Annotated in this window: 24 protein-coding genes and 1 pseudogene; all 25 read right to left on the reverse strand. The window is 66.1% G+C overall.

The window, feature by feature from the left end:
• Nucleotides 1-135: 135 nt before the first annotated feature.
• Nucleotides 136-1,036: pseudogene (locus BLT68_RS05320) on the reverse strand (tetratricopeptide repeat protein).
• Nucleotides 1,037-1,134: 98 nt separating this feature from the next.
• On the reverse strand, nt 1,135-2,133 hold the full coding sequence (locus tag BLT68_RS05325; protein WP_074632686.1) for a hypothetical protein: 999 nt from the start codon (nt 2,131-2,133) through the stop codon (nt 1,135-1,137).
• Complete coding sequence (locus BLT68_RS05330; RefSeq protein WP_074632718.1) at nt 2,130-3,623, reverse strand: hypothetical protein; 1,494 nt, start codon at nt 3,621-3,623, stop codon at nt 2,130-2,132. The genes BLT68_RS05325 and BLT68_RS05330 overlap by 4 nt, the downstream gene beginning before the upstream one ends.
• 150 nt (nt 3,624-3,773) lie before the next feature.
• Nucleotides 3,774-4,016 (reverse strand): hypothetical protein, encoded by a 243-nt coding sequence (locus BLT68_RS05335; protein ID WP_074632720.1) that lies wholly within the window; start codon nt 4,014-4,016, stop codon nt 3,774-3,776.
• 50 nt (nt 4,017-4,066) lie between these two features.
• Nucleotides 4,067-5,257, reverse strand: a complete 1,191-nt coding sequence (locus BLT68_RS05340) for an N-acetylglucosamine-6-phosphate deacetylase (protein ID WP_074632688.1) — start codon at nt 5,255-5,257, stop codon at nt 4,067-4,069.
• A 26-nt stretch (nt 5,258-5,283) separates the two neighbouring features.
• Nucleotides 5,284-6,387 (reverse strand): DNA glycosylase AlkZ-like family protein, encoded by a 1,104-nt coding sequence (locus tag BLT68_RS05345; RefSeq protein ID WP_074632691.1) that lies wholly within the window; start codon nt 6,385-6,387, stop codon nt 5,284-5,286.
• Nucleotides 6,387-7,079, reverse strand: a complete 693-nt coding sequence (gene nucS, locus BLT68_RS05350) for an endonuclease NucS (protein ID WP_074633221.1) — start codon at nt 7,077-7,079, stop codon at nt 6,387-6,389. Before nucS ends, BLT68_RS05345 begins: the two co-directional genes overlap by 1 nt.
• A gap of 22 nt (nt 7,080-7,101) precedes the next feature.
• Nucleotides 7,102-7,506 (reverse strand): DUF2550 family protein, encoded by a 405-nt coding sequence (locus BLT68_RS05355; RefSeq protein WP_074633222.1) that lies wholly within the window; start codon nt 7,504-7,506, stop codon nt 7,102-7,104.
• 24 nt (nt 7,507-7,530) lie between these two features.
• On the reverse strand, nt 7,531-7,803 hold the full coding sequence (locus BLT68_RS05360; protein ID WP_074633224.1) for a F0F1 ATP synthase subunit epsilon: 273 nt from the start codon (nt 7,801-7,803) through the stop codon (nt 7,531-7,533).
• Entirely contained in the window at nt 7,803-9,251 is a 1,449-nt protein-coding gene (gene atpD, locus BLT68_RS05365) for a F0F1 ATP synthase subunit beta (protein ID WP_050694917.1), read from the reverse strand. The genes BLT68_RS05360 and atpD overlap by 1 nt, the downstream gene beginning before the upstream one ends.
• A 25-nt stretch (nt 9,252-9,276) precedes the next feature.
• On the reverse strand, nt 9,277-10,206 hold the full coding sequence (locus BLT68_RS05370) for a F0F1 ATP synthase subunit gamma (RefSeq protein ID WP_050694918.1): 930 nt from the start codon (nt 10,204-10,206) through the stop codon (nt 9,277-9,279).
• Between the two features lie 3 nt (nt 10,207-10,209).
• Nucleotides 10,210-11,847 (reverse strand): F0F1 ATP synthase subunit alpha, encoded by a 1,638-nt coding sequence (atpA, locus tag BLT68_RS05375; RefSeq protein ID WP_050694919.1) that lies wholly within the window; start codon nt 11,845-11,847, stop codon nt 10,210-10,212.
• 49 nt (nt 11,848-11,896) lie between these two features.
• Entirely contained in the window at nt 11,897-12,715 is an 819-nt protein-coding gene (locus BLT68_RS05380) for a F0F1 ATP synthase subunit delta (protein WP_074633226.1), read from the reverse strand.
• The gene (atpF, locus tag BLT68_RS05385; protein ID WP_050694921.1) at nt 12,712-13,272 is read right to left on the reverse strand and encodes a F0F1 ATP synthase subunit B; all 561 of its coding nucleotides are present in this window, start codon (nt 13,270-13,272) and stop codon (nt 12,712-12,714) included. The genes BLT68_RS05380 and atpF overlap by 4 nt, the downstream gene beginning before the upstream one ends.
• Nucleotides 13,273-13,277: 5 nt before the next feature.
• On the reverse strand, nt 13,278-13,487 hold the full coding sequence (gene atpE / locus BLT68_RS05390; RefSeq protein ID WP_050694922.1) for an ATP synthase F0 subunit C: 210 nt from the start codon (nt 13,485-13,487) through the stop codon (nt 13,278-13,280).
• 41 nt (nt 13,488-13,528) lie between these two features.
• Nucleotides 13,529-14,419 (reverse strand): F0F1 ATP synthase subunit A, encoded by an 891-nt coding sequence (gene atpB / locus BLT68_RS05395; protein WP_173546194.1) that lies wholly within the window; start codon nt 14,417-14,419, stop codon nt 13,529-13,531.
• Nucleotides 14,420-14,498: 79 nt separating this feature from the next.
• Nucleotides 14,499-14,789 carry a hypothetical protein gene (locus BLT68_RS05400; protein WP_074633227.1) on the reverse strand — a complete coding sequence of 97 codons (291 nt, stop codon included), beginning with the start codon at nt 14,787-14,789 and terminating at the stop codon, nt 14,499-14,501.
• Nucleotides 14,786-15,892: an MraY family glycosyltransferase gene (locus tag BLT68_RS05405; protein WP_074633229.1), complete on the reverse strand. Its 1,107-nt coding sequence runs from the start codon at nt 15,890-15,892 to the stop codon at nt 14,786-14,788. Before BLT68_RS05405 ends, BLT68_RS05400 begins: the two co-directional genes overlap by 4 nt.
• A complete protein-coding gene (locus tag BLT68_RS05410; RefSeq protein WP_074633230.1) occupies nt 15,889-16,554 on the reverse strand; it encodes an L-threonylcarbamoyladenylate synthase in 666 nt (221 codons plus the stop codon). The genes BLT68_RS05405 and BLT68_RS05410 overlap by 4 nt, the downstream gene beginning before the upstream one ends.
• Nucleotides 16,555-16,560: 6 nt before the next feature.
• On the reverse strand, nt 16,561-17,472 hold the full coding sequence (locus BLT68_RS05415; RefSeq protein ID WP_074633232.1) for a N5-glutamine methyltransferase family protein: 912 nt from the start codon (nt 17,470-17,472) through the stop codon (nt 16,561-16,563).
• Nucleotides 17,469-18,563 carry a peptide chain release factor 1 gene (gene prfA / locus BLT68_RS05420; protein ID WP_050694927.1) on the reverse strand — a complete coding sequence of 365 codons (1,095 nt, stop codon included), beginning with the start codon at nt 18,561-18,563 and terminating at the stop codon, nt 17,469-17,471. The genes BLT68_RS05415 and prfA overlap by 4 nt, the downstream gene beginning before the upstream one ends.
• 91 nt (nt 18,564-18,654) lie before the next feature.
• The gene (rpmE, locus tag BLT68_RS05425; protein ID WP_050694928.1) at nt 18,655-18,876 is read right to left on the reverse strand and encodes a 50S ribosomal protein L31; all 222 of its coding nucleotides are present in this window, start codon (nt 18,874-18,876) and stop codon (nt 18,655-18,657) included.
• 273 nt (nt 18,877-19,149) lie between these two features.
• Nucleotides 19,150-20,823, reverse strand: coding sequence for a transcription termination factor Rho (gene rho / locus BLT68_RS05430; protein ID WP_198482599.1), 1,674 nt, complete (start codon nt 20,821-20,823; stop codon nt 19,150-19,152).
• Between the two features lie 218 nt (nt 20,824-21,041).
• A complete protein-coding gene (thrB, locus tag BLT68_RS05435) occupies nt 21,042-21,992 on the reverse strand; it encodes a homoserine kinase (RefSeq protein WP_074633236.1) in 951 nt (316 codons plus the stop codon).
• Between the two features lies 1 nt (nt 21,993).
• A partial coding sequence (locus BLT68_RS05440; protein WP_242649304.1) for a homoserine dehydrogenase occupies nt 21,994-23,287 on the reverse strand: 1,294 nt, incomplete at its 5' end.

Raw genomic sequence — 23,287 nt, forward strand, 5'->3', positions numbered from 1 at the left:
GATCATCGCGTGTCGTGCGCGGGTAAACGCCGTCGGGCTTGCAAGAAATCCGCTCGTCCCCGGTCTGTTAGACCGTTCCGATGGTAGCACTTGCGACCCGATGAGTTCGCGTCGGGGCCCCTCGCGGCTGCATTCTCACATGAGCAGCATCGCCAGGCGCGTGCGCGCTTTTGTCACCTCGGGGTCGATCCGGCGACGCGGAAGAGGTCGAGCAGGCGCAGGCGCAGAGCGTCGCGTCCCGGTCGTCGGTGGCCGATCCGATCAGGTTGAGCAGCATCGAAGGCTACGGCGGCGTCGCCCGCCGCGAAGAGGGCGTCGCGCGCGGCGGGATCCGAGCGGTCGGCGTCGGCGCTGCGCGCCGCGAGGCGCACGCGAGACAGGTGCGCCTTGGCGGCTTCGTCACGCGGGTTCAGCTCGATGACCTTCTCCCAGCCCGCGATCGCTTCGTCCAGGCGTCCCTCGGCCTCGGCGGAGAGCGGTGCCTCGGTTCGGGAGGGATCGGGGCCACCGTATCCGCCGCGGCAACGGCGATGCGCGCCGTACGCCCATCTGAGCGGCGGCCTCGAGAACCTGTGCAATAACGGGAAGCACCTGTTCCTTCGCCGCGCTCCCCTGGAAGAGCGGAACGGGGGCGTCCACCCACCAGGGCGACGACCGTGGGAACGGCCTGGATTGGGAAGGCCTGTGCGATCTGCGGGGCCTGGTCGATGTCGATCTCGACCAGCTGGAACGCGCCCGCCTGCTCGCGCGTTATCGCCTCCAGCATGGCCAGGGTCGGCTTCGACTCCAGGGATCGGGAGGACCACATGACGAGGACGACCGGGACGGTCTGCGACGTTGACAGGACTCCCTCAAAATCGGCCTCGCCTATAGATGTGATGAGTGGCAGGTGCAACCCCTCTCCGGCCGGAGGTGCCGTGGGCGTGTCCTCCCGGGTGAGCGCGGTCGCGCGCGCCGACAGATCGATAGCTCCGTGCGAATCGGCGGGAGTCGGGGCCGCCTCGGGCGCTGCGGAACGTGAATCTGACGTGTTCATCGTGGTCCTATCTAACTTAAGTTTTCTTCCTACTCGATGATAGGCGTAGTCCCCGCGCCACTTGGTCGCGGGGACGAGCTCTGCGCTGAGGGTGAAACTCAGCCCGGGCTGCTGGAGGAATCCAGGCTGACCGAGACGATGGTTCGTTCTCCCCCGACGACCTGGATGGTTCCGCCGGCGCTCTGCGACGGGATGCGCATGAGGACGGTCGCCAGGTAGTCCACTGTCGCTGATCCCTCCACGCTCGTGCCTGAGGAGCTGAGCGCCGCCGTATTCCCGGCGAGGCTCATGGTCGCCCCCGCGACTGTCCTCTGGTAGGTGAGGGTGTACTTGAAGTTGGCGGCCACCAGTGCCGATCCATCCTGCAAGACCAGGCCCGAGATCGGGTAGTCCGACGCTGTCGCGGCAGCCGTCACGGTGCCGGCCGCGCTGACGGACGAATTAATGTCCGCCACGTTCGACAGGTACAACTTCGTGAACTCATCCGCGACGAATTGAGTGGTGTCTTGGCTGCCGGAGTTCAGCATCGTAATGTACTGCGCCAGAGCCGTGTCGGGGCTCACGGTGAAGCCGTCGGAGGTGCCGGTGACGTACGCCGATCCGGTGCCGACGGGCGGCAGCGTCAGCTGGGTGCCGCCCAGGAGGCGAGCGTAGTTGGTCAGCTGATAGTCGGAACGAGCCGAGTCCTGCACGTACACCTGCAGGACCGGCAGGGCTGTAGAGGACGATCCAGAGATGTTGAAGATCGCACGGGGCCACGATTCAGAGTTCGTGATCGCCAGCGAGGTGGGGGTGAAGTCGAGGGTCTGCGGAGTCTGCCCCGTCGCACTCGCGAGCGCGTACTGCGCGGTCCGGGTCGCCAGGGCGCCCTGCGAAACACGCCCAGACAGGTCGGAGGCGTTCAGTGAGCCGTCCGCCTTCGTCATAGCCGTACCGGCCTCACCAAGCACGGAAGAGATGCGCTCCAGGTCAAGGTTCGCCGCGCTCTGGGCGTCAGCCTCCGACTGGGCGACAATCTCGCCCGAGCACGCGCTGATCCCGAGGGTAGAGGCCAAGAGCAGGGTGGCGGTTGCCGTCGCCAGTGTCCGTCGTTTCATCGCCTATCCTCTTCGCCCTCTGTGAGCCAGCCGGACATGATCGACGTCCAGCCTCCGGTCGCCGAAGCGTCATCGTCGGGGGCCGAGGTCGGTGCGGGTGTCTGCTCGGAGTTTTGGGGACGGGTCACGGGGATCAATCCAGTGTTGAATTCCTGGCCGTCCACCACGACAATGTGCTCGCCGTTATTGCGGGCTTCGCGCAGTGCGCGACGCGACGGCAGGGTGCGCCCACCCCGAATACCAGACAGATCGATGACGCCGGTGTCCGTCGTGGCGCGCTCGGGCGGATCCTGATCGATCGGCCCCTGCTCCAGGCCGTGACGACCGCGACGCTTCAGGGTGTCCGTTAACGGATCGGGGACGTAATCGTCTTGGCCGCGCTCGGCGACGTCCGGATCGATCGCGCGCTCCGGGTCGTGATGGCCGCGACGCTTCACGGTGTCCCTCAATGGATCGGGAACGTAGGCGTCCTGACCGACGGCCTCGGTGCCCGGATCGGGGGTCGCTAACCGCTCGGCCGCTTCCCTCCTGTCCTGATACGAGGCCGGGGGAACGTCGCGAATTGCCGTGTCTTCTATGGAAGGCTCCAGGGGTACCACATCCTCGGGGGACGCCGCTAAGCCAGCGGCTGCCCACTCATCACTTTGTTCGGTCTTGTGCTGCGCGCCCGACGGGCCGCTCATATTTTCTCGCTCCGCTGCCCCGTCGGTATCGGGGGCGGGAGATGATCCACGGTCGGCGGCGACGCGCTCGGCGACTGCCGCGGAGTTGATCGAGGCGGTTTCAAGGGAATCGGCCTTACGGCGTTCCTCGATGCGCGCGGCACGAATCCTGCGCAAGCGCAGCAGCTGCCAACGCGTCAGGAACAGCGCGAGCGCGATCAGGGCAAACACGCAGGCGGCAAGGAAGGCGATGATCGCCAGCGTGTTCGTCTGCTCAACCTTCCACGTGAGCGTGAGCGTCAGGTCGCCCGCGCCGGCCGCGGACACCGCCAGGGCGGACTTTCCGGCCGACACGTTCTCCAGGTCCAAGCTCACGGTTCCCTCGCCGCTGGCCTTCTTGAACCACATGTCGGAGGAGGCCAGCTGCGACACCAGATCCGCGGACGTGGGTTCCTTCAGGGGCTGGGCGCCCGACTGCACGCCGGACTGCGACGGCCCGGTCGGTGTCGTATTTCCCGACGAAACGGCCTCGTGTGACTCGGCTTTCAGCTTCTTGCGATCCGACTCCACGCCGATGACCTCGGTGTAGGCCGCGTCGCCGATCCACCCCTTGACGTCCTGCGTCGTACCGATGCCCAGCGTCACGGCTGCACCCGACTTCGACGTCGCAGTGACTGTCACGTCATCCTTCACGATCGACAGCACGTTGCCGCGCGTCATGATCAGATCCGTCGCCGATTCGACCGACGAGACCTGTTGCGTCGGGGGTCGGAGTACGGTCACGCCGAGCAGCCCGACGAGGACGCATACGAGAGAGACAACGCCCATCGACGCTGCCACCACGTATCGCTTAAGAAATTCCACGGTTGCTCCTCATCTCCATGCCCACGCTGAGGGCATTATTCAGTCCCCACTCTACGTGCTAACCACAGCAACGACCGTGTTCGCACGCGAGGCAGTGATACATCACATCCATAGCTACACCGGTCGAAGCCCGCGCCGCCAGCATTCGGAGTGCCAGTGGCGGCGCCCATTCACCCCCTGAGGCAGCCCGAAGGGGGTCTCCTCCGGCCATGCCACCACGTGAGCGGTACCCTTCAGGATCGGGCGCAGGCAGGCCGGACACGTGTACTCCTTGGAGGCACTGGGCAAATGGCGCACTTGGTAGTCCCCGCCGTCGGGACCGCGTTCCGTGCGCGCCGCAGAGGCGAGGCGGTCCATCTGCAGGGGGCGCGCCTCACCCCACGGTCGCTTCTTGCTGCGTTTACCTCTCACGCGACTACAGTGCCACGGCGCCACACGCGGTGCACGTTCAGCTGCGCGTCAACCTCGACGACGTCCGCCTTCTTACCGGCGGCGAGCGAACCGATCGTGTCGTCGCCCAGTATGGTGGCACCCTGGGCGGACGCCATGTAGACGGCATCCACCAGAGGGATGCCGCCGCGGGTGACGGCGACGCGCACGCAGTCCAGCAGGTGCGCAGTGCCTCCAGCGATCGCGTTGCCCTGGGCGAGGCGCGCAACGCCGTCCCTGACGACGACGTCCTGAGGCCCCAGCGTGTACTCGCCGTCGGGCATGCCCGCGGCGGCCATCGCGTCGGTAACGAACACGACGTGCTCGCGCCCCACCATCTCGTACACGTCACGCACCAGCGTCGGGTCGACGTGGATCGAATCGCAGATCAGCTCGACGACCGCGCCGCCGCGCGCCGCGTCCGACAAAAACTCGGCGACCGGACCCGTGTCACGGTGGTGCAGGGGCCGCATGCCATTGAACAGGTGCGTGATCGTTGCCCGAGGGCCACGCTTTGTCTTCACCTCCGCGAATCGCTCGCGGGAGTATTCCAGCGCCTGGCGCGCCATGACCGAATTGGAGTCCGTGTGGCCCCACGAGGGCAGCGCTCCCCCATCGATGAGCGCTTCGGCCACAGAACCCGGGCCGTACGCTCCGGGTTTTTCCGGGGCGAGCGTCATCGACAGCGCGTGTCCCTGGCAGTCCTTGAGCAGTGTCAGCGTTAGGGAAGGATCGGGGTCGATGATGTAGGTCGGATCCTGTGCTCCGCAGCGCTCGTGGGAGACGAAGGGGCCCTCAAAGTGGATGCCCGCAATCTCGGAATCGTTCGCCAGCTGGGCCAGCGTCGCGGCACGTCTGCGCAGCACGTCCGCCGAAGCGGTCACGCAGGAGGCAACCAGGGAAGTCGTCCCGTGGCGGCGATGCTCCATGACGGCCACGAGGGCGGCCTCGGCAGTCTCGGCGTTCGGGAAGGATTCACCGCCTCCGCCGTGGCAGTGAACGTCCACCAGGCCGGGCAGGAAGGTCGAATCCGATGCCTCGGGCAGCGCAGCGTCGTAGTTTGACACGGGGCAGATGCGGGTAATGGTAGAGCCGTCGATCTCAATAATTCCGTCGTCGACAACGGAATCTTCCAGCACCAGGCGGCCACGCAGCACACAATCAGTCATGTCCTCATTGTGGCACACCTGACAGTTCAGCGCCGCTTCTCAAACAACCAATCTCCCCAGCGCGCCATTTCACGCTGAGCTTCTTCCGCATAGGAGGAGCCTCCCTCGGTGAAGGTAAGGTCACCGCCGGGAGAACGCGCCGCAACGACCCGTCCGTTCGCAACGACGATGGGGCGGAACATCCCATTCGCCCCAGGACAGATGAGGGCCTCACCAGCCCGGTCGGTCAGGCACGAACGGTCACGATACCCAACATGCAGCTCGTCGAAGGAGGGCAGCGCAAACACTGCCCGGGCCTCGTCGCGGCTACGTTCGACAAGGTCATCAATATCGGCCCGCGCGACGCGCCCCTCACGCGAGATGAGCGGCCGACCGATACTCTCGCCGATCTGGGCCGAACCCGCCAGCGCACGACGCGCCTCGGTGAGCGTCAGCCCCGCCCACCGAGCAAGGTCCGCAGCATCCACGGGGCCGTGTCCCCACGCGTAGCGGGCGGCCAGGAGCGCGAGCGCCTCCTCGTGCCCGGACTCCCCCTTCGCGACGCCCGGAGCGCCCGGCAGCTGCCGGGCATCAACGATCAGGTGCTCCCCGCCCCGGAGCGGACCAGAGACGAGCACGCCGTCGAGGAAAAGCCTCTTGACCAGATGACGTTGCCGCACCCCGCCTACAGCTCCCGAGGTGACGGTTGCGATACCAGCCTCATCCCAGGCGCGGATGACCTCGCTGCGGCTCACACCCGAGGGGTTCTCTCCCAGCAGCTCGAACACCGCCGCCGCGGCGTTCTCGACGAGAGCATCGCTGAGCCCCAACCCCGTCGATTGACGAATCCACGAAGCGTATCGGTGGCGCAGCAACCGACGCAGCCAGTGATGATCGCGCGCGCTTGTCACATGCAACGTGTCGCGCATCGGCCAGGATCGGACGAGCTCACCCGAATGGAAGGACTCGGCGACCTGAGCGCGCGTGACCGCGGTGCAGCGCGCGCCGATCGCCCACGGGATCGCACGCACCATCTGGCCTTGGACAGCGAGCAGCAACTCGACGGCGGCCACGGGATCGCTGCCGCGTGTGAGCGGCACCAGCCCCTGGGCGACGATGCGCGCCAGGCTGGTATCGGCCACCGCCACCATCAGAACAGCCTGGAGGATGGATCGTCAAAACCGCGCATCGCGTCGTAGTCCAGCACCACGCAGCGAATCCCACGGTCCTCGGCCAGCGTGCGCGCCTGCTTCGTGATCTCCTGCGCCGCAAAGATCCCCGTCACGTCCCCTAAAAGCGCGTCTCGCCCCAGCAGGGACAGGTAGCGCGTCAGCTGCTCGACGCCGTCGATGCCGCCCCGACGCTTCACCTCGATCGCCACGTGCCCTCCTTGAGCATCGCGCACCATCAGGTCTACCGGTCCGACCGGCGTCGGGTACTCACGGCGCACCAGCTCCCACCCCTCGCCGAGGACCTGAGGAACCTGCTCCGCCAGCAGCTCCTGTAGGTGGGCCTCCACGCCGTCCTTGATCAGCCCCGGATCCACGCCCAGGTTCTCCGACACGTCAGCGATCACGTCGTGGATGCGGATCACCAGCTTGTCGTCTGTCTTGTCCGCTTGAACGGTCCAGATCTGCTCCGCGTCCGATTCGTCTTCGCCCGGTTCCCCCACGGAGACCGTGCATGGAGCCGTCATCCAGTTCAGCGGCTTGTAGGAGCCGCCCTCGGAGTGGATCAGGACCGAGCCGTCACCCTTGAACATGATGACGCGCTTGGCGGGATCCAGGTGAGCGCTCAGACGCCCAGAATAATCGACGGTGCAGGTAGCAATAACAATACGCACCCCGTGAGCTTACCAATCCCGCTCACACCAGGCGCGGAGGACCCGACTCGACCCAGGACACCAACCCGTTATATGTCAGGCGTTCCACGGCGACCTCGTAACGATGCTCACCGTAGGCCAGGCGCACCTCCACCACAGAACCGTCCGCCGAATGAGCAATCGGGGCGGATACTTCCAGGCCGGAACGCGGGATCGTATAGACCGGAGAGAGGGAGAGACCGACGAGCCGGTACCACGACAGCTCCTCCACGCCGTACACGCCGATACCAGCCGTCCAGCCGGATTGAACATCTGGGCGCGACCAGCAGCGGAAGGCGCCCAAACGCGAGGCGATCCTGCGGGCGCGCACGTTCATGTACACCCACAGGATCGCGCCGGAGCAGGCGAGGAGGACCACGCACCACATCACTGCATGCATCAGGCTCATGAGGTCCTCCCGCGCTCCGTCGAACTACTGTGATGCCACACTAGCGTGGTCCGCCACAACCGTGACAAAGTCGGAGTCAACCGACGCGAACCCCCCGCTGATGGTAAAAGACAGGATCTCACCCGGGCTCGTCACCGTGACGGTGCCCTCGTCCAGCTGGGTGAGCAGCGGCTGGCGCCCCGGCAGCACCCCCAGGCTCCCGTCCACCGTCGGAATCTGAACGGACGTCGCGCCGCCGTGCCACAGGCGCCCCTCATGAGAGACGACCTCAACCTGCAAGGACCTGCCCGATGCCATCAGGCTTCCTCACTCAGCTCGCGGGCGTTGCGCTCCAGGTCATCGATGCCACCGCAGTTGTAGAACGCCTGCTCGGGAACATCGTCGTAGTTGCCCTCGGCAATGCGTTTGAACGCCTCGATGGTCTCCGACAGGGGAACGGTCGAGCCGGGAACCCCCGTGAACTTCTCGGCCATGTACATGTTCTGGGACAGGAACTGCTCGATACGACGCGCGCGCGCAACAGTGACCTTGTCGTCCTCGCTCAGCTCGTCAACGCCGAGGATCGCGATGATGTCCTGCAGTTCCTTGTTCTTTTGCAGGATCGCCTTCACGTGCGTGGCGACGTCGTAGTGCTCGCTTCCGACCAGGGCCGGATCGAGGATACGCGAGGACGAGGCCAGCGGATCCACGGCGGGATAGATGCCCTTTGCCGCGATCTCACGGGACAGCTCGGTCGTCGCGTCCAGGTGGGCGAAGGTCGTCGCCGGAGCCGGGTCCGTATAGTCGTCGGCGGGAACATAAATCGCCTGCAGCGACGTGATCGAGTGGCCGCCAGCCGAGGTGATGCGTTCCTGCAGCTGCCCCATCTCGTCAGCAAGGTTGGGCTGATAGCCCACGGCCGAGGGCATACGGCCCAGCAGGGTCGACACCTCGGAACCCGCCTGCGTGAAGCGGAAGATGTTGTCGATGAACAGCAGGACGTCCTGGTGCTGCACGTCGCGGAAGTACTCCGCCATGGTCAGGCCCGTCAGCGCGATACGCAAACGCGTGCCCGGGGGCTCGTCCATCTGACCGAAGACGAGCGCGGTCTTGTCGAAGACCCCCGCTTCCTCCATCTCGCCGATCAGGTCATTGCCCTCACGGGTACGTTCGCCGACTCCGGCGAACACGGACACGCCGCCGTGATCCTGTGCCACGCGTTGAATCATTTCCTGGATGAGGACCGTCTTACCCACGCCGGCGCCGCCGAAAAGGCCGATTTTTCCACCCTGAACGTAGGGAGTCAACAGGTCAATGACCTTGATGCCGGTCTCGAACATCTTGGTACGCGCCTCAAGCTGGTCGAAGGCCGGGGGCTGGCGATGGATCGGCCAGCGCTCCTTGACCTCAAGCGTCTCGCCCTCGTCAAGGTTCAGCACGTCGCCCGTCACATTGAACACGTGCCCCTTGGTCACGTCGCCAACGGGAACGCAAATGGGGGCTCCCGTGTCGATCACAGGGGTGCCGCGCACGAGGCCATCCGTGGGCTTGAGCGCGATTGTGCGAACGAGGTTGTCACCCAGGTGCTGGGCGACCTCGAGCGTCATGGTGAACGTCGTCTCCCCCTCGCCCTGCCCGGCGAGATTCACGTCGACGGTCAGCGCGTTGTACAGCGGCGGAATGCGGTCCGGCGGAAACTCGACATCGACGACAGGGCCGACGACGCGTGCGACGCGCCCTTCGGCGATTGCAGGTGTATCAGTCATGGTTTTACTCCGTGTCTCGAAGGGCTCAGCTCGCGCCCAGAGCGTCGGCCCCGCCCACGATTTCGGTGATTTCCTGGGTGATTTCCGCCTGGCGGGCCGAGTTCGCCAGTCGCGTGTACTTGGTGATGAGTTCCTGCGCATTATCCGTCGCCGTGTGCATGGCACGTTGACGCGATGCCAGCTCCGACGCGGCGGACTGCAGCAGGACGTTGTGGATGCGCGCCTGGACGTACAGGGGCAGCAGGGTGTCCAATACGGCCTCGGGTGAGGGGATAAACTCGTATTCCGGGAGCGCCGACGCCGGATCGTCCGCGTAGCCGCGTTCGCGCTCTCGTTCCTCGTCGGATTCGGGTGCATCCACGACCGTCAGCGGCAGCATCTGGCGCACCTCGGGCACCTGACTCATAATCGTCCTAAAACACGTGTACACGAGGTGCAACGCGGCGACGCCCCGGGCGGGATCGGGGTCCAGGAAGCGTTCGAGCAGCACGTTCGCCATCTCGCGCGCGGTTTCAGGGGTCGGCGAATCGGACTCGCCCTCCCATTCGCGTTCGATGGCCACACCGCGGAAGCGGAAGTAGGCCGATGCCCTGCGCCCGAAGGTGTAGAGCACGGGTTCGCGCCCGTCCTCCGTAAGGTCCGTGATCAGTTTCTCCGACTCGCGCAGGATGGTCGCCGAGTAGGCTCCGGCCATTCCGCGATCCGACGCCACGACCACAACGGCGACACGGTTCGTGTCCTCGCGTTCCTCCGTCAGCGGATGGTTCAGATCCGTGTGAACCGCGACCGCCGCGACCGCCTGGGTGAGGGCCTTCTCATAGGGCCCCGCCTCGGTGGCGGCACGCCGCGCCGCGCCGATGCGAGACGCGGCGATCATCTCCATGGCGCGGAAGACCTTCGCGAGCGTCGTCGTTGAGGCGATACGCTGCTTGTAGATCCTCTGCTGTCCGCCCATCGCCTAGGCCTTCTCGCTCGTGCGACTGCGGGAGATCTCTTCGCGGGTGTGCTCCGCCACGACCTCGCTCTCCTCGGTGTCCAGCACGCCACGACCGGCGCTGAGCCACTGGCTGTGGAACTCCTCGACGGCCCTCGTGAGGGCCTCCTCGGTCTCTGATTCCAGATCGCCGGTCGAGGCGATCGCCTCGAGCACCGTCGAATTGGCCCGCAGGTGATCGAGCAGTCCGCGCTCAAAACGACGCACGTCGCTCACCTCGATATCGTCGAGGTAGCCGTGCGTGCCCATCCAGATGGACGCAACCTGGTCCTCCATGGCGTACGGCGTCGACTGCGGCTGCTTGAGCAGCTCCATCAGGCGCTCGCCGCGGGTGAGCTGGCGGCGGGTCGCCGCGTCCAGGTCGGAGGCGAACATCGCGAAGGCGGCCATCGAACGGTACTGCGCGAGCGTCAGCTTGAGGGTGCCGGCGACCTTCTTCATGGCCTTGGGCTGCGCGGCGCCACCGACGCGAGAAACGGAGATGCCGACGTCGACAGCGGGACGCTGGTTCGCGTTGAACAGGTCGGACTGCAGGAAAATCTGGCCGTCGGTAATAGAGATGACGTTGGTCGGGATGTAGGCCGACACGTCGTTCGCCTTCGTCTCGATAATGGGCAGGCCCGTCATCGAGCCTGCGCCGAGCGCGTCCGACAGCTTCGCGCAGCGCTCAAGCAGGCGGGAGTGCAGGTAAAAGACATCACCCGGGTACGCCTCGCGCCCCGGCGGGCGGCGCAGCAGCAGCGAGACCGCGCGGTAGGCCTCGGCCTGCTTGGACAGGTCATCGAAGACGATGAGGACGTGCTTGCCCTGGTACATCCAGTGCTGGCCGATGGCGGACCCCGTGTAGGGCGCCATGTACTTGTAACCGGCGGGATCGGAGGCCGGGGAGGCGACGATGGTCGTGTACTCCATGGCTCCCGCGTCTTCAAGCGTCGAGCGAACGGACGCGATGGTCGACCCCTTCTGACCGATCGCCACGTAGATGCAGCGCACCTGCTTGTCCGGGTCGCCACTCTTCCAGTTCTCACGCTGGTTGAGGATCGTGTCGAGCGCGATCGCGGTCTTGCCGGTCTTGCGGTCGCCGATGATGAGCTGGCGTTGTCCGCGACCGATGGGGATCATCGAATCGATGGCCTTCAGGCCGGTCGCGAGCGGCTCGTGGACGCTCTTGCGCATCATGACGCCGGGGGCCTGCAGCTCGAGGGCGCGGCGCCCGTCAAGGTCCGTGATGTCGCCGAGGCCGTCGATGGGACGCCCCAGGGGGTCAACCGTGCGGCCCAGGTAGCCATCGCCGACCGGCACAGAGAGTACCTCGCCTGTGCGGTGGACGACCTGCCCCTCTTCGATACCGCCGAAGTCACCGAGGACGACGGCGCCGATCTCTCGCTGGTCGAGGTTCATAGCCAGGCCCAGCGTCCCGTCTTCGAAACGCAGCAGCTCATTCGCCATAGTGCCGGGCAGACCCTCGACGTGCGCGATACCATCGGCCGTTTCGATGACGTGGCCCACCTCTTCGGTAGCCACGTCCGCCGGACGGTAGGACTCCATGAAGGAGTCCAGTGCTCCGCGGATTTCCTCCGGGGAGATGCTGAGGTCAGCCATGAGGATTCCTAACTGATTGATAGGTGACAGTGTGTGAGGACGAGGGACACTAGCTTGCGATCGCTTCCCTTGCGGTACCGAGCCTGGTCGCCAGGGACGCATCGATCGCGCTCATTCCAGCGCGCAGCCGAAAGCCTCCGATGAGATCCGGATTGATCGAGATCGCCAGGTCAACGGTCACGCCGTAGCGCTTTTCGAGGATCGCTCGCAGACGCGACACCTGGGCGTCGCTCATCGGATGGGCCGTGGCCACCGTGACGAACAGGCGATCCTGCATGGTGGCCGCCCACTGCGCGTAGCGACGCAGGTTGTGCAGGAGGCGACCGTGGTTGGAACGGCCCACCGCGCGACGCAGCAGGCGCATAGTCCACGCGCTGACACGCTGCGCGAAGAGCTGGGAGGCCAGGTCGCCGCGCTCGTGGGCGTCTCCCGTGGCGGTATCGGACAGTCGCACCCGCACCTCGCGGTGGTGAGCCAGGAAGTAGCGCACCTGGAAAAGCTCCTCGCGAACCTGGTCAAGCGCACCGCGCGCACCCGCCGCATTGAGAACCGCCAGGATCCCCAGGACCTCCAGCGCGTCGTTGATGTCGTGGGGCCGCCGCCAGTGGTCCGCCACGACGGCGCGGACGACGCTCAGCGACGCGGACGTCACGTGGGAGGCGAAGGCGCGCTCCGCGAGTCCCTGCTTGTCGGCGACCGAACGCGCCGGGTCTGTCAGCGCACGCGCGAGACGAGTGTTTTCCTTGAACAGGTCGGCCAGGCCAAAAAAATCCTCGGCGACCCGCATCGCGTCGGTGCCCGGCACCAAAAGGGCCGTGAAGAGGTCACCCGCGAAGGGAACGGACTCGATCGTACGCATCTGTGTCATCGTTTCTCCCCGACCCGGGCGCTGTCGGCCTCGAGCTCGTCAAGGAAACGATCAACCACGCGGGAGGTCAGCGCCGTGTCTGTGAGCTGCTCACCGATGATCTTCTCGGCCAGCTCGGAGGCAAGCAGTCCGACCTCGGAGCGCAGGGAGATTTGCGCGGCCTGCTTCTCGGCGAGAAGCTGACGCTCCGAGGCTTCAAGGATACGAGTGGCCTCGCTGGCCGCCTCCTGGCGGGCGACGGCCACGATGGCCTTCGCCTCGTCGTTGGCGCGCTCGCGAATCTCGTGCGCCTCGGCGTGTGCCTGGCGAATGATCTCCTCGCGTTCGCGCGCGGCTGCGGCCTGATCGGCCTTCGCTTGCTCCGCGGCGCCGAGGCCCTCCTCGATCGCGGCGGCCCGCGCGTCCATCGTCTTGTAGATGCGAGGAAGAGCGTAGCGGCCCACGAGGAGCAGGACAATAAGCAAAACGATAGCCGACCAGAAAATCTCGTACAGCGGCGGCAGGATGACGGCGAGGCCGCCGACCTCCTGGTCCGCAGCGGCGACAATCTGGTGCATGACGGTCACTTAACGATGAGCGGCAGAACGAAGCCGATCAGGCCCAGGGCCTCGACCATACCGGCGCCGATGATCATGTTCGTGAAGAGACGACCAGCAACCTCGGGCTGACGGGCTGTTGCCTCCTGAGTCTTGCCGACGACGATGGAGATGCCGAGGGCGGGGCCCAGGGTGGCCAGGCCATAACCGATGTAAGCGAATGCTGCGGTTCCCATGTGTGGTTTCCTTCTGTTTGGAACGCCGTGTGGCGTTGGGGTCAGTGATGTTCGATGGACAGCTTGATGTACACGGTCGACAGGATCGTGAAAATGTAAGCCTGGAGGAGCGCCACGAAGACCTCAAAGCCGGTCATGACAAACATGGCCACGCCGGTGAGGGCAGCCGCCGCCGACAAGACGGACAGTTCGTGGAGCAAGAACGCGGTACCGAAGTACGTCATTCCCAACAGCAGGTGCCCGGAGATCATGTTGCACAGGAGTCGCAGCGTCAATGTGACGGGACGGACAACGAAGCTCGAGAGGAACTCGATGGGCGTGATGAGCAGGTACATGGGGACGGGCAGTCCTGGCGGGAAAAGCTGGGCTACGAAGAACCCTCCCACGCCCTGCTTGGCGATGCCGGCTCCGATGAACGTCACACATGTAATGACGGCAAACACCATCGGCACCGCCACGACGGACGACGCGGCGATGTTGATGCCAGGGAGGATGCCGGCGATGTTCATCGCGAGGACACCGAAAAATAGGAATCCGATGAAGCCCGAAAACTTGCGGCCCATCTTCGGCCCCAGCATGTCCAGCGCGACGTTGTCACGCACGTACCCGGCGATGGCCTCAACGACCATCTGGGAGCGCGTGGGAACCATCTTCGGTTTGCGCGCGACGGCCACGAGGACGATACACACGAGCAGTCCCATAACGAGGCGGGCCAGCGTGAGCCGGTTGAACGCGAAGGCTGTTCCCTCGCCGAAGATGGTGGAAGGAAAGAAGTCTGTGAGCGCTGGTTGGTGCGGGTGTTGCGTGAACGCGGGGTAGGCGGTCGCCGCGATGATGGCGAGAAGGACCGCGAGACTCACCCAGTACCAGCGCGGCTTGGACGCGATCTGGGGAGCAGGCGCGTGATCAGACACCGAGTGTGTCTCCTTCATCAGAACTCCATGGACAATTGTGCAGCGCGTATAACTCAGCCATTCTATACAGATATGCGACACGGAGCATGCGCAGGTGTTACTCGGCGTCCCACGGCGGATCGTCTGCGGGGTGCCTGCGCGCCATGACCACCATTTCGACGCTTGAGGAAACGATGATGGCGGCAACCGTCGCGATTGCGGCGACGTGTACGTCTACGCCGAACGCGCTCGGCAGGTAGAGTCCCAGCGCGAGCAGGGCGATCTTCGCGGCGTATCCGCCGCTCACCCACCCGATGAAACGAGCGGGAGAACGCAGCGCGCGGGAGGTAAAAAACCACTGCGCCGCGCAGATGACGACGACCATGGCGACGGCGAGCACGTAGGTCATGTCAGTGTCTCCTCCGCGAGGGCTTCTTCCTTGGGAAATTCTCGGGTAGTGATGGCGACGCCGACGGCCGACGTGCTGATCGCGACCAGCGCGACGAGCCACCAGTCGTAGACGAGCAGACCGACGGCGGAAACGCAGACGATGGCGGTCCACATCCACAGGATGGAGACAACCCCCCGGTGGGAGTGTCCGGCAACCAGGAGCCGGTCGTGAAAGTGGGAGCGGTCGGCGACGAAGGGGCTCTTGCCTCGCTTCATGCGCCGAATCGAGGTGACGACCAGATCGGCGACCGGCATGAAGATCACCGACATCGGGAGGATGAGCGGCAGCGCGGAGACGATCATCTGCTGGCGACCGAGCAGCGAGGGATCTATCTTCCCTGTGACGATGATGCCGGCGGCGGCCAGGACCAGTCCCATGGTTTCCGCTCCCCCGCCCATCATGATCGAGGAGGGGTGGAAGTTGAACCAGAGGAAGCCCGCGCACACGCCGAGGAGGGCAATGACGATGAGGCTCGCCGTCGTCGCATAGGACGCGGCACCCATGAGGCGGGTGATGATGTAGGAGTAGACGAAGAACGATCCGGCGCCGATGGCGATCATGCCGGAGGCCAGTCCGTCGAGTCCGTCAATGAAATTGACGGCGTTCATGATGCCGACGATAAAGAACACCGAGACGAAGAGCCAGAGCCTGGACGATCCCAGCGTGAGGCCAAAGATCGGGAAGGACGCGAGCTGTACTCCTCCGAATGCCATTCCGCCCGCAATCAGGACTTGGCCGCCAAGTTTGGCCATCCAGTCGAGTTCGATGATGTCGTCAACGATGCCCAGGACACACATGGCGGCGGCGCCGAGCATGACGGCCCAGGGAATGGTCGTGGCAAACAGGGGGGCCATGTAGGGGATACGGGAAGCGAGCAGCATGGTGATGATCAGCGCGATCGTCATGGCCACGCCGCCGAGGCGGGGAATCGGGGTCTTTTGCAGGTCGCGTCCGCGCAGCGGTGGAAGGATGTTGAAGCGCGTGCAGGTCCAGCGCACGGCGGGGGTCAGCAGAATCGTCAACGCCATGGCGACGGCTGCCAACAGCATGTAGACCATCATGGGCGCTGCACCTCCGCGGGGTGGATGTCGACGCCCGCTGCCTCGCTCAGTGCCGCCGGAGCGATGGCGCCCGGGCGGATAATCCGGGGCCTCTCGTGGGCGAGGTCCACGATGGACGAGGCCGTGGTCGCCCCGGACGGTCCGGCATCGAGGTAGGCGGCGACGCCCTGGGGAAAGTAGTTAACCGCCTGGGCTACCGTCGTGGCCGGGGGCTTCCCTGTCGGGTTGGCGGAGGTGACGGCCATGGGTCCGGCTTCGGATAGGAGCCGGAGCAGCGCGCCCTGGTCGGGCATGCGCAGTGCGATCGTTCCTGCCGTGTCGCCGAGATCCCACCCAAGGTCGGGCCGCGCGCGCAGGATCAGGGTGAGCCCACCCGGCCAAAAGGCGCGGGCGAGCGCGCGTGCGGCGTCCGGGACATCGACGCACAGGGAATCGATCGCGGCCGCCGAAGCGACCAGCACGGGCGGGGGCATCTGGCGTCCGCGCCCTTTCGCCGCCAGGAGGGCCGCCACCGCCGCGCGGTTCGCGGCATCGCATCCGATCCCGTACACGGTATCCGTGGGGACCACGAGGATGCGGCCGTCTCGCAGCGCCCGTTTAGCGCGTGCCAGATCGTCCTTCGCCAGAGACGGGGTGACGCTCAGGATCGTCTCAGTACTCATCACGCCTCATTGTGGCATGGAACCGGTGTGCTCCGTCGAGCGTGGGGCTTTGGCCCGCAGGAAACGCGGGCGATCCGTCAGGTCGACCAGAGTGACGGCGTCGATCATGCCCATCGTGGTGGCGTGCTCGCGCATCAGGCGCGCCTGGCTGGGCGAGTGTTCCATCAACAGCACGCCTCCGGGGCGCAGCAGCGCCAGCGCCCGGCGCGCGATTCGCTCCGGGATGTCGGTGCCGTCGGCGCTGCCCCCGTAGAGGGCGCCGACGGGGTCGGCGGCGGCCTCGGGCTGCGTGGGCATCTCGTCGGCGGGCACGTAGGGCGGGTTGGTGACGACCACATCGACCGTGCCATCTAGGCGCGCGAGCGTTGCGGGATCGGTTGCGTCCGCCCGTTCCAGGTGGAGTCGAGGCACCCCGACCAGTTCGCGGTTCTGTGATGCCAGGGCGCAGGCTTTCGCTTCCCTCTCGACGGCCCACACGTCGGCCGTGGGCGCCTCCGTCGCAACCGACAGGGCGATCGCGCCGGATCCGGCGCACAGGTCGACGACGCGCGCCCGACCGCGTGCGCGCAGAGCAGCCACGGCCTCGTCTATCGCGAAGCCGGCCAGTATCTCGGTTTCGGGGCGCACGACAAAGACCCCCGGCCCAGCGCAAAGTGTCAGCGAGCGGAAGTACATTCGCCCTGTCACGTGTTGGAGCGGGATGCGCGCCTCCCTCTGCCCCGTCCCCCGTCGCAGGCGCGCACTTTGTTCGGGGGTGAGGCTGAGCGGGAGCTGCCATTGCGAGCAGGCCCCGCACGCCCATTCGAGCAGCGCGCGCGCGTCGGCTTCCGGCGAGGAGACCCCGGCTTCGGTCAGGCGATCGCGCACCCAGGCATAGGCGTCGTGTCGCGCCCACCCGGCCTCCACGTCACCGCTCACGAACGCGCGGCGGCCGCCAGGCGTTCCGCCTCGTCGGCTTCCTGCAGCGACGCGATCACGGGGTCCAGCGCGCCCGACAGGACCGCGTCGAGGTTGTGAGCCTTGAAGCCGGTGCGGTGATCGGCGATTCGGTTCTCGGGGAAATTGTAGGTGCGAATGCGCTCGGAACGATCCACGGTACGCACCTGGGACAGGCGTTGTGCCGAGGCCTCCGCTTCCCTTTTCGCCCGCGCATCGGCGGCCAGGCGCGAGGCCAACACGCGCAGAGCGGCCTCCTTGTTTTGCAACTGCGACTTCTCGTTCTGCATCGACACGACGATGCCGGACGGAAGGTGCGTGATACGCACGGCTGAGTCCGTCGTGTTCACCGACTGTCCACCGGGCCCCGACGAACGATAGACGTCGATACGCAGGTCATTCGGGTCGATGACAATCTCGTCATCGTCTTCAATTTCCGGCATCACAAAGACCCCGACCGCGCTCGTGTGAATGCGCCCCTGGGACTCGGTGACCGGGACACGTTGGACGCGGTGAACTCCGCCCTCGTACTTCAGGTGCGCCCACACCCCTTCGTCGGGTGCGGGGGTCCCCTTGGTTCGGATTGCAAGGGTGATGTCCTTGAAGCCGCCCAGCTCCGTGGGGGTCGAGCTCATCTCGGTGACGCTCCAGCCGTGCGCCTCCGCGTACCGTCCGTACATGCGCGCCAGGTCCGAGGCAAAAAGCGCTGACTCCTCGCCGCCTTCACCGGCCTTGATCTCCACGATGGCGTCCATCGCGTCCTCCGGGTCCCGTGGCGCGAGGATCTTCACCAGCGCCTCGTGCGCCGCGGATTCTTCCTCCTCGAGCGACGGAATCTCGTCGGCGAACGAATGGTCCTCTGCGGCCAGCTCTCGCGCGGCTTCCAGGTCTCCCGCCGCCGCGCTCAGCCGATCGGCGGCCGCCTTCACGCGCCCGAGCTCCGCGTAACGCCGACCCACGCGACGCATCAGACGCGGATCGGCCAGCGTCTTTGGCTCCGCCATCTGCGACTCCACCCGCGCGTATTCCTCCAGCAGCGGCTCCAGAGCGCTGAGCTCATCCGTCGCGGCCACGTTTCACCTCGTCCCTTCATAGCAGTGAAAAAAGCGGCGGCGTCGCCAGCCGTCAGGCCGCCGACACCGCCGCGGAGCTAGCCGTTGGCCCTCACTTGGAGGGGCGCACGCGCTTACCGTAGCGAGCCTCGAACTTGGCGACGCGGCCGCCGGTGTCGAGAATCTTCTGCTTGCCCGTGTAGAACGGGTGGCAGGCCGAGCACACGTCCACGCGCATCTCACCGGAGGTGATGGTGGAACGGGTGCGGAACGTATTGCCGCACGTGCAGGACACGACGGTGTCCACGTATTCGGGGTGAATACCCTGCTTCATGGAATTCTCCTGGATCGTTTGATGCCCCGGGTCCGGACACGCAGCGTCCCCCGCATCTGGCGGAGGCTCGCCCTCCAGTGCGCGAGCAGCGCCTGGGGCATGCCGGTGAACCGGTAAGCCGACACGACATTATGCCACACGCGCCCACCGTATTCTCACGATAGCAACCTTCCCCAAGCGTGACATCGGCTATGCGAGGTCGCCGTTCAACATTAAAACGACGAGGCGGGGGCGAACGGCAGTTGCGCCGCTTGCCCCCGCCGTCCCCACGGATCAGTCTGTGGGCGTCGTCTTCTGGATGAGCATGAGGAACTCCGCGTTCGACTGCGTTTCCTTGAGCTTGTCCAGGACCAGTTCCAGGCCCTGCTGCTGATCGAGCGTGCCCAGGACGCGGCGGAGCCTCCACATAATGCGCAGCTCCTCGGGCTTAAAGAGCAACTCCTCGCGTCGGGTACCCGACGCGTTGAGGTCGATCGCGGGGAAGATCCGGCGCTCGGCGAGCTGACGCGACAAACGCAGCTCCATGTTACCGGTGCCCTTGAACTCCTCGAAGATAACCTCGTCCATCTTCGAACCGGTCTCCACCAGCGCGGAGGCGATGATCGTCAGCGAGCCGCCCTCGGAGATGTTGCGGGCTGCCCCAAAGAACTTCTTTGGCGGGTACAGGGCGGAGGCGTCAACGCCGCCGGAGAGGATGCGCCCTGAGGCTGGCGCTGCCAGGTTGTAGGCGCGGGACAGGCGCGTCAGCGAGTCCAGCAGGACCACGACATCCTGCCCGAGCTCCACGAGGCGCTTGGCGCGCTCAATCGCCAGCTCGGCGACCGTGGTGTGGTCGGAGGCGGGGCGATCGAAGGTCGAAGCGATGACCTCGCCCTTGACGATCGAGCGCATGTCGGTGACCTCTTCGGGGCGCTCGTCCACCAGGACAACCATGAGGTGCACCTCGGGGTTGTTCAGTTCGATCGCCTTGGCCATCTGCTGGATGACCATGGTCTTGCCGGCCTTCGGCGGCGAAACGATGAGGCCTCGCTGGCCCTTACCAACGGGGGCAACCAGGTCGATCACGCGCGGCGTGTAGGCCTTCGGCGAGGTCTCCATGCGCAGCTGCTCGGAGGGATAGACGGGGGTCAGCTTGCCGAACTCACGGCGCGACTGCGCCTGCTCGATCGTCATGCCGTTCACGGAGTCGACGCGCACCAGGGCGTTGTACTTCTGGCGCTGACGCTCTCCTTCGCGAGGCAGGCGGACCGCGCCGGCAACGGCGTCACCCGCACGCAGGCCCCAGCGGCGCACGTTACCCAGGGTCACGTACACGTCGTTTGGGCCGGGCAGGTATCCGGAGGTGCGCACGAACGCGTGGTTCTCCTGGATGTCGAGGATGCCTGCGATGGGGGCCAGGTTATCCTCAGCTCCGCGAGCCGAGCGCGACTCGCGATTCTCGCGGTTGTCACGCTCGCGACGTCCACGCCGACCACGCTCGCGGCGCGGGCGACGCCCCTCGGTGTCGTCACCGTCCGGCAGCTCAATGTTCAGGACGGTCTCAACAATTTGCCCCTCGGATTCTGGGGTCGCCTCCTGCCGCTCTCCGGCGGGGAGCGGCAGGTCAAGCGTGACCTGGGCAGGCTCGACACTGCCCTGGGACGCCGCGCGGCGGCGCCGGGAACGACGGGGGGCCTCGGTGGTGGACGAGGCGGATGCGTCGGCTGAACGCGCCTGGGACACCGGCTGCGCGGCGGTTTCCTCGGCCTGGGCAGGGGCGTCCTTGCGCGGAGCGGTCTCTTGCGGGGTCGAAGCGCTGGCACCGTTGCTCAGGAGCTCAATCAACTGAGATTTGCGGAGCTGGGAGAATCCCTTCAGTCCGCGGGACGCGGCCAGAGCCTTCAGCTCGGGCAGCTTCATCGCCGACAGCGACGTGGTCGTCATCTCGGCGGGGGTTTCGTTGCTCACGAAGTGATCCTTACTGGAATGGGCCCACAGCGGGCGAGGTGATTGTTCAAGCACAAGAAAAAGCTTGAAGGAAAGAGGTGCGAGGAAGGCGCACCGCAACGGTCGGAATCGAGCAGTCGACACGGACCTGAAAAAAATATAGCAAAACCGCCACCCCCCTGTCGATTAGACGGCGCGGCTGGCGATCGTTGCGCACAAACTCACAGAGCGCGTGGGCGCTAGAAGCCGGCCGTCGCCAGGGCGCCGCGCGTGATCTGCACGCCCCTGGCAGCCACCCCGAGCTCAAGCACGCGCCACCCGGCTGCCGCGGCATCGCGGCGAATGTCCGCCCCCACCGGTTCGAGGGACAGGACCGTGGGACCCGCACCGGAGACGACGGCGGCACAGTCGGCGCCGCGCAGCCACTTGACCAGGGACAGCGACGGCTCCATGGACGAGCGCCGATGTTCCTGGTGCAGTCGATCGCGCGTGGCTTCCATCAGCAGGGAATGCATCTGCGCTCCCCCGCTCGCCCGAGCGTTTCCCGAGAGAAGTGCCGCAAGGAGGGATGCACGGGCGACGTTATATCGCGCATCGACGTGGGGGACGGTCGCGGGCAGGGCAGCCCGTGCCTCCGCGGTATGCACCTCGAAATCGGGAATGAACGCGACCGGCGAAATGTCATCGGGCGGTGACAGTCGAACGGCTTCCGCCTGGGACGTCTCCTCGTTCGTCCACGCCACCGTCGCCCCGCCAAACACCGCGGGGGCCACGTTGTCCGGGTGTCCCTCCATCTGCGACCCTATTTGCAGGATGTCGTGGCGGCCGAGCACGCTCGGCTCGCCGATCAGCGCACGCGCGAGCGCCACGCCCGCAACGATCGCGCCCGCCGAGGACCCCAGGCCTCGCGAATGAGGGATGCGGTTCGCGCATCGCATCCGCACCCCAACCTGCGGGGCCCCCACGCGGTCGAGAGCGAGCCGAAGGGCGCGAACGACGAGGTTGTCTTCCCCCCGCTCGACACTGTCGGCTCCTTCTCCCTCAACCTCGACGAACGTGGGGCCCGTTACCGCGTGGACGCACACCTCGTCCCACAGGTTGAGGGCGAGTCCCATACAGTCGAAGCCGGGTCCCAGGTTCGCGCTGGTCGCGGGCACCTTGACCGCGACAAAGTCATCACGCAGGCGCACGTCACTCACCCTCGACGCGGATCGTTGAGGTCACTTCGCGCACGGCATCGGACGCGGCCAGCGCATCCACGACGGCGCGCAGATCCGCCTCGCGCGCCTCGTGGCTGGTGACGACGATGACGCACGCGCCGGGCGAGGAGTCGCCACGCTGGTGAACGGACTGGATCGACACCCCGTGGCGGGCAAAAATACCCGCGACATCGGAGAGGACGCCCAGGCGATCTTCCACCTGGAGGCGGATCTGGTAGCGCGTGCGCGTCGAACCCGGATCGAGGATCGGCAGGTGTGCGTACACGGATTCGCGCGGAGCGTGCCCCCCGAAGGCCCGGTGGTGTGCCGCCGCGACCAGATCCGACAGGACGGCCGAGGCCGTGGGAGCGCCACCGGCTCCCTGCCCGTAGAACATGAGGCGTCCAGCGGCCTCTCCCTCAACGAGGATCGCGTTGAAGGCGCCATCGACTAACGCCAGCGGGTGATCGGAGGGCACCTGGGCGGGGTGAACGCGCGCCACGACGCCCTCGCGTCCGTCCTCGCCGGTGCGCCGCTCGGCAATCGCCAGCAGCTTGATCGTGTGGCCGACGCGCGCGGCTTCCTCCATATCCTGCGCCGTCACGCCCGTGATGCCCTCGATCGCGACGTCGTTGATGCCCACGCGCGTGTGAAAAGCCAGTGAGGCCACGATCGAACACTTCGCGGCCGCATCCAGCCCTTCTACGTCCGCCGTCGGATCCGCCTCGGCGAAACCCAGCTCCTGCGCCTGCGCCAGCGCCTCCTCGTAGCCGAGGCCCTTCGCACTCATCGCATCCAGGATGAAGTTCGTTGTCCCGTTGACGATTCCCATCACGGTCGTGATGCGGTCGCCCGCCAGGGATTCGCGCAGGCCGTACACGACGGGAACGGCACCGGCCACGGCCGCCTCGTAGTAGAGGTCGGCTTCGTTGTTAGCCGCGGCCTCGTAGAGTTCCGGCCCGTGAGTCGCCAGCAGGGCCTTGTTGCCGGTCACGACCGAGATGCCTCGGGTGAGGGCGCGCAGCACGAGCGTGCGAGCCGGCTCGATGCCGCCGATCAGCTCGACAACCAGGTCCATACCATCGATGGCCTCAGCCGGGTCCGTCGTCAGCAGCTCGCGAGCAATTGGCGCGTCCCGCGGAGCATTCACATCGCGAACGAGAACCCGACGAACTTCCATCTTCGCGCCCGATCGGGCGGCGAGTTCCTCGCGGCTCGACTGCAGAATACGAATGACCTGACTGCCGACGGTTCCAGCTCCAAGAACGCCGACTGCGAGGACGGGA

The organism is Schaalia meyeri, assembly GCF_900105015.1.
Taxonomy (GTDB): domain Bacteria; phylum Actinomycetota; class Actinomycetes; order Actinomycetales; family Actinomycetaceae; genus Pauljensenia; species Pauljensenia meyeri.

What these genes read in the sequence shown, in the direction of transcription:
- BLT68_RS05325 (WP_074632686.1), bottom strand. Translation starts at nt 2,133, where the DNA reads ATGAAACGACGGACACTGGCGACGGCAACCGCCACCCTGCTCTTGGCC.
- BLT68_RS05330 (WP_074632718.1), bottom strand. Translation starts at nt 3,623, where the DNA reads ATGGGCGTTGTCTCTCTCGTATGCGTCCTCGTCGGGCTGCTCGGCGTG.
- BLT68_RS05335 (WP_074632720.1), bottom strand. Translation starts at nt 4,016, where the DNA reads ATGGACCGCCTCGCCTCTGCGGCGCGCACGGAACGCGGTCCCGACGGC.
- BLT68_RS05340 (WP_074632688.1), bottom strand. Translation starts at nt 5,257, where the DNA reads ATGACTGATTGTGTGCTGCGTGGCCGCCTGGTGCTGGAAGATTCCGTT.
- BLT68_RS05345 (WP_074632691.1), bottom strand. Translation starts at nt 6,387, where the DNA reads ATGGTGGCGGTGGCCGATACCAGCCTGGCGCGCATCGTCGCCCAGGGG.
- BLT68_RS05355 (WP_074633222.1), bottom strand. Translation starts at nt 7,506, where the DNA reads ATGAGCCTGATGCATGCAGTGATGTGGTGCGTGGTCCTCCTCGCCTGC.
- BLT68_RS05360 (WP_074633224.1), bottom strand. Translation starts at nt 7,803, where the DNA reads ATGGCATCGGGCAGGTCCTTGCAGGTTGAGGTCGTCTCTCATGAGGGG.
- atpD (WP_050694917.1), bottom strand. Translation starts at nt 9,251, where the DNA reads ATGACTGATACACCTGCAATCGCCGAAGGGCGCGTCGCACGCGTCGTC.
- BLT68_RS05370 (WP_050694918.1), bottom strand. Translation starts at nt 10,206, where the DNA reads ATGGGCGGACAGCAGAGGATCTACAAGCAGCGTATCGCCTCAACGACG.
- atpA (WP_050694919.1), bottom strand. Translation starts at nt 11,847, where the DNA reads ATGGCTGACCTCAGCATCTCCCCGGAGGAAATCCGCGGAGCACTGGAC.
- BLT68_RS05380 (WP_074633226.1), bottom strand. Translation starts at nt 12,715, where the DNA reads ATGACACAGATGCGTACGATCGAGTCCGTTCCCTTCGCGGGTGACCTC.
- atpF (WP_050694921.1), bottom strand. Translation starts at nt 13,272, where the DNA reads ATGCACCAGATTGTCGCCGCTGCGGACCAGGAGGTCGGCGGCCTCGCC.
- atpE (WP_050694922.1), bottom strand. Translation starts at nt 13,487, where the DNA reads ATGGGAACCGCAGCATTCGCTTACATCGGTTATGGCCTGGCCACCCTG.
- atpB (WP_173546194.1), bottom strand. Translation starts at nt 14,419, where the DNA reads ATGAAGGAGACACACTCGGTGTCTGATCACGCGCCTGCTCCCCAGATC.
- BLT68_RS05400 (WP_074633227.1), bottom strand. Translation starts at nt 14,789, where the DNA reads ATGACCTACGTGCTCGCCGTCGCCATGGTCGTCGTCATCTGCGCGGCG.
- BLT68_RS05405 (WP_074633229.1), bottom strand. Translation starts at nt 15,892, where the DNA reads ATGATGGTCTACATGCTGTTGGCAGCCGTCGCCATGGCGTTGACGATT.
- BLT68_RS05410 (WP_074633230.1), bottom strand. Translation starts at nt 16,554, where the DNA reads ATGAGTACTGAGACGATCCTGAGCGTCACCCCGTCTCTGGCGAAGGAC.
- rpmE (WP_050694928.1), bottom strand. Translation starts at nt 18,876, where the DNA reads ATGAAGCAGGGTATTCACCCCGAATACGTGGACACCGTCGTGTCCTGC.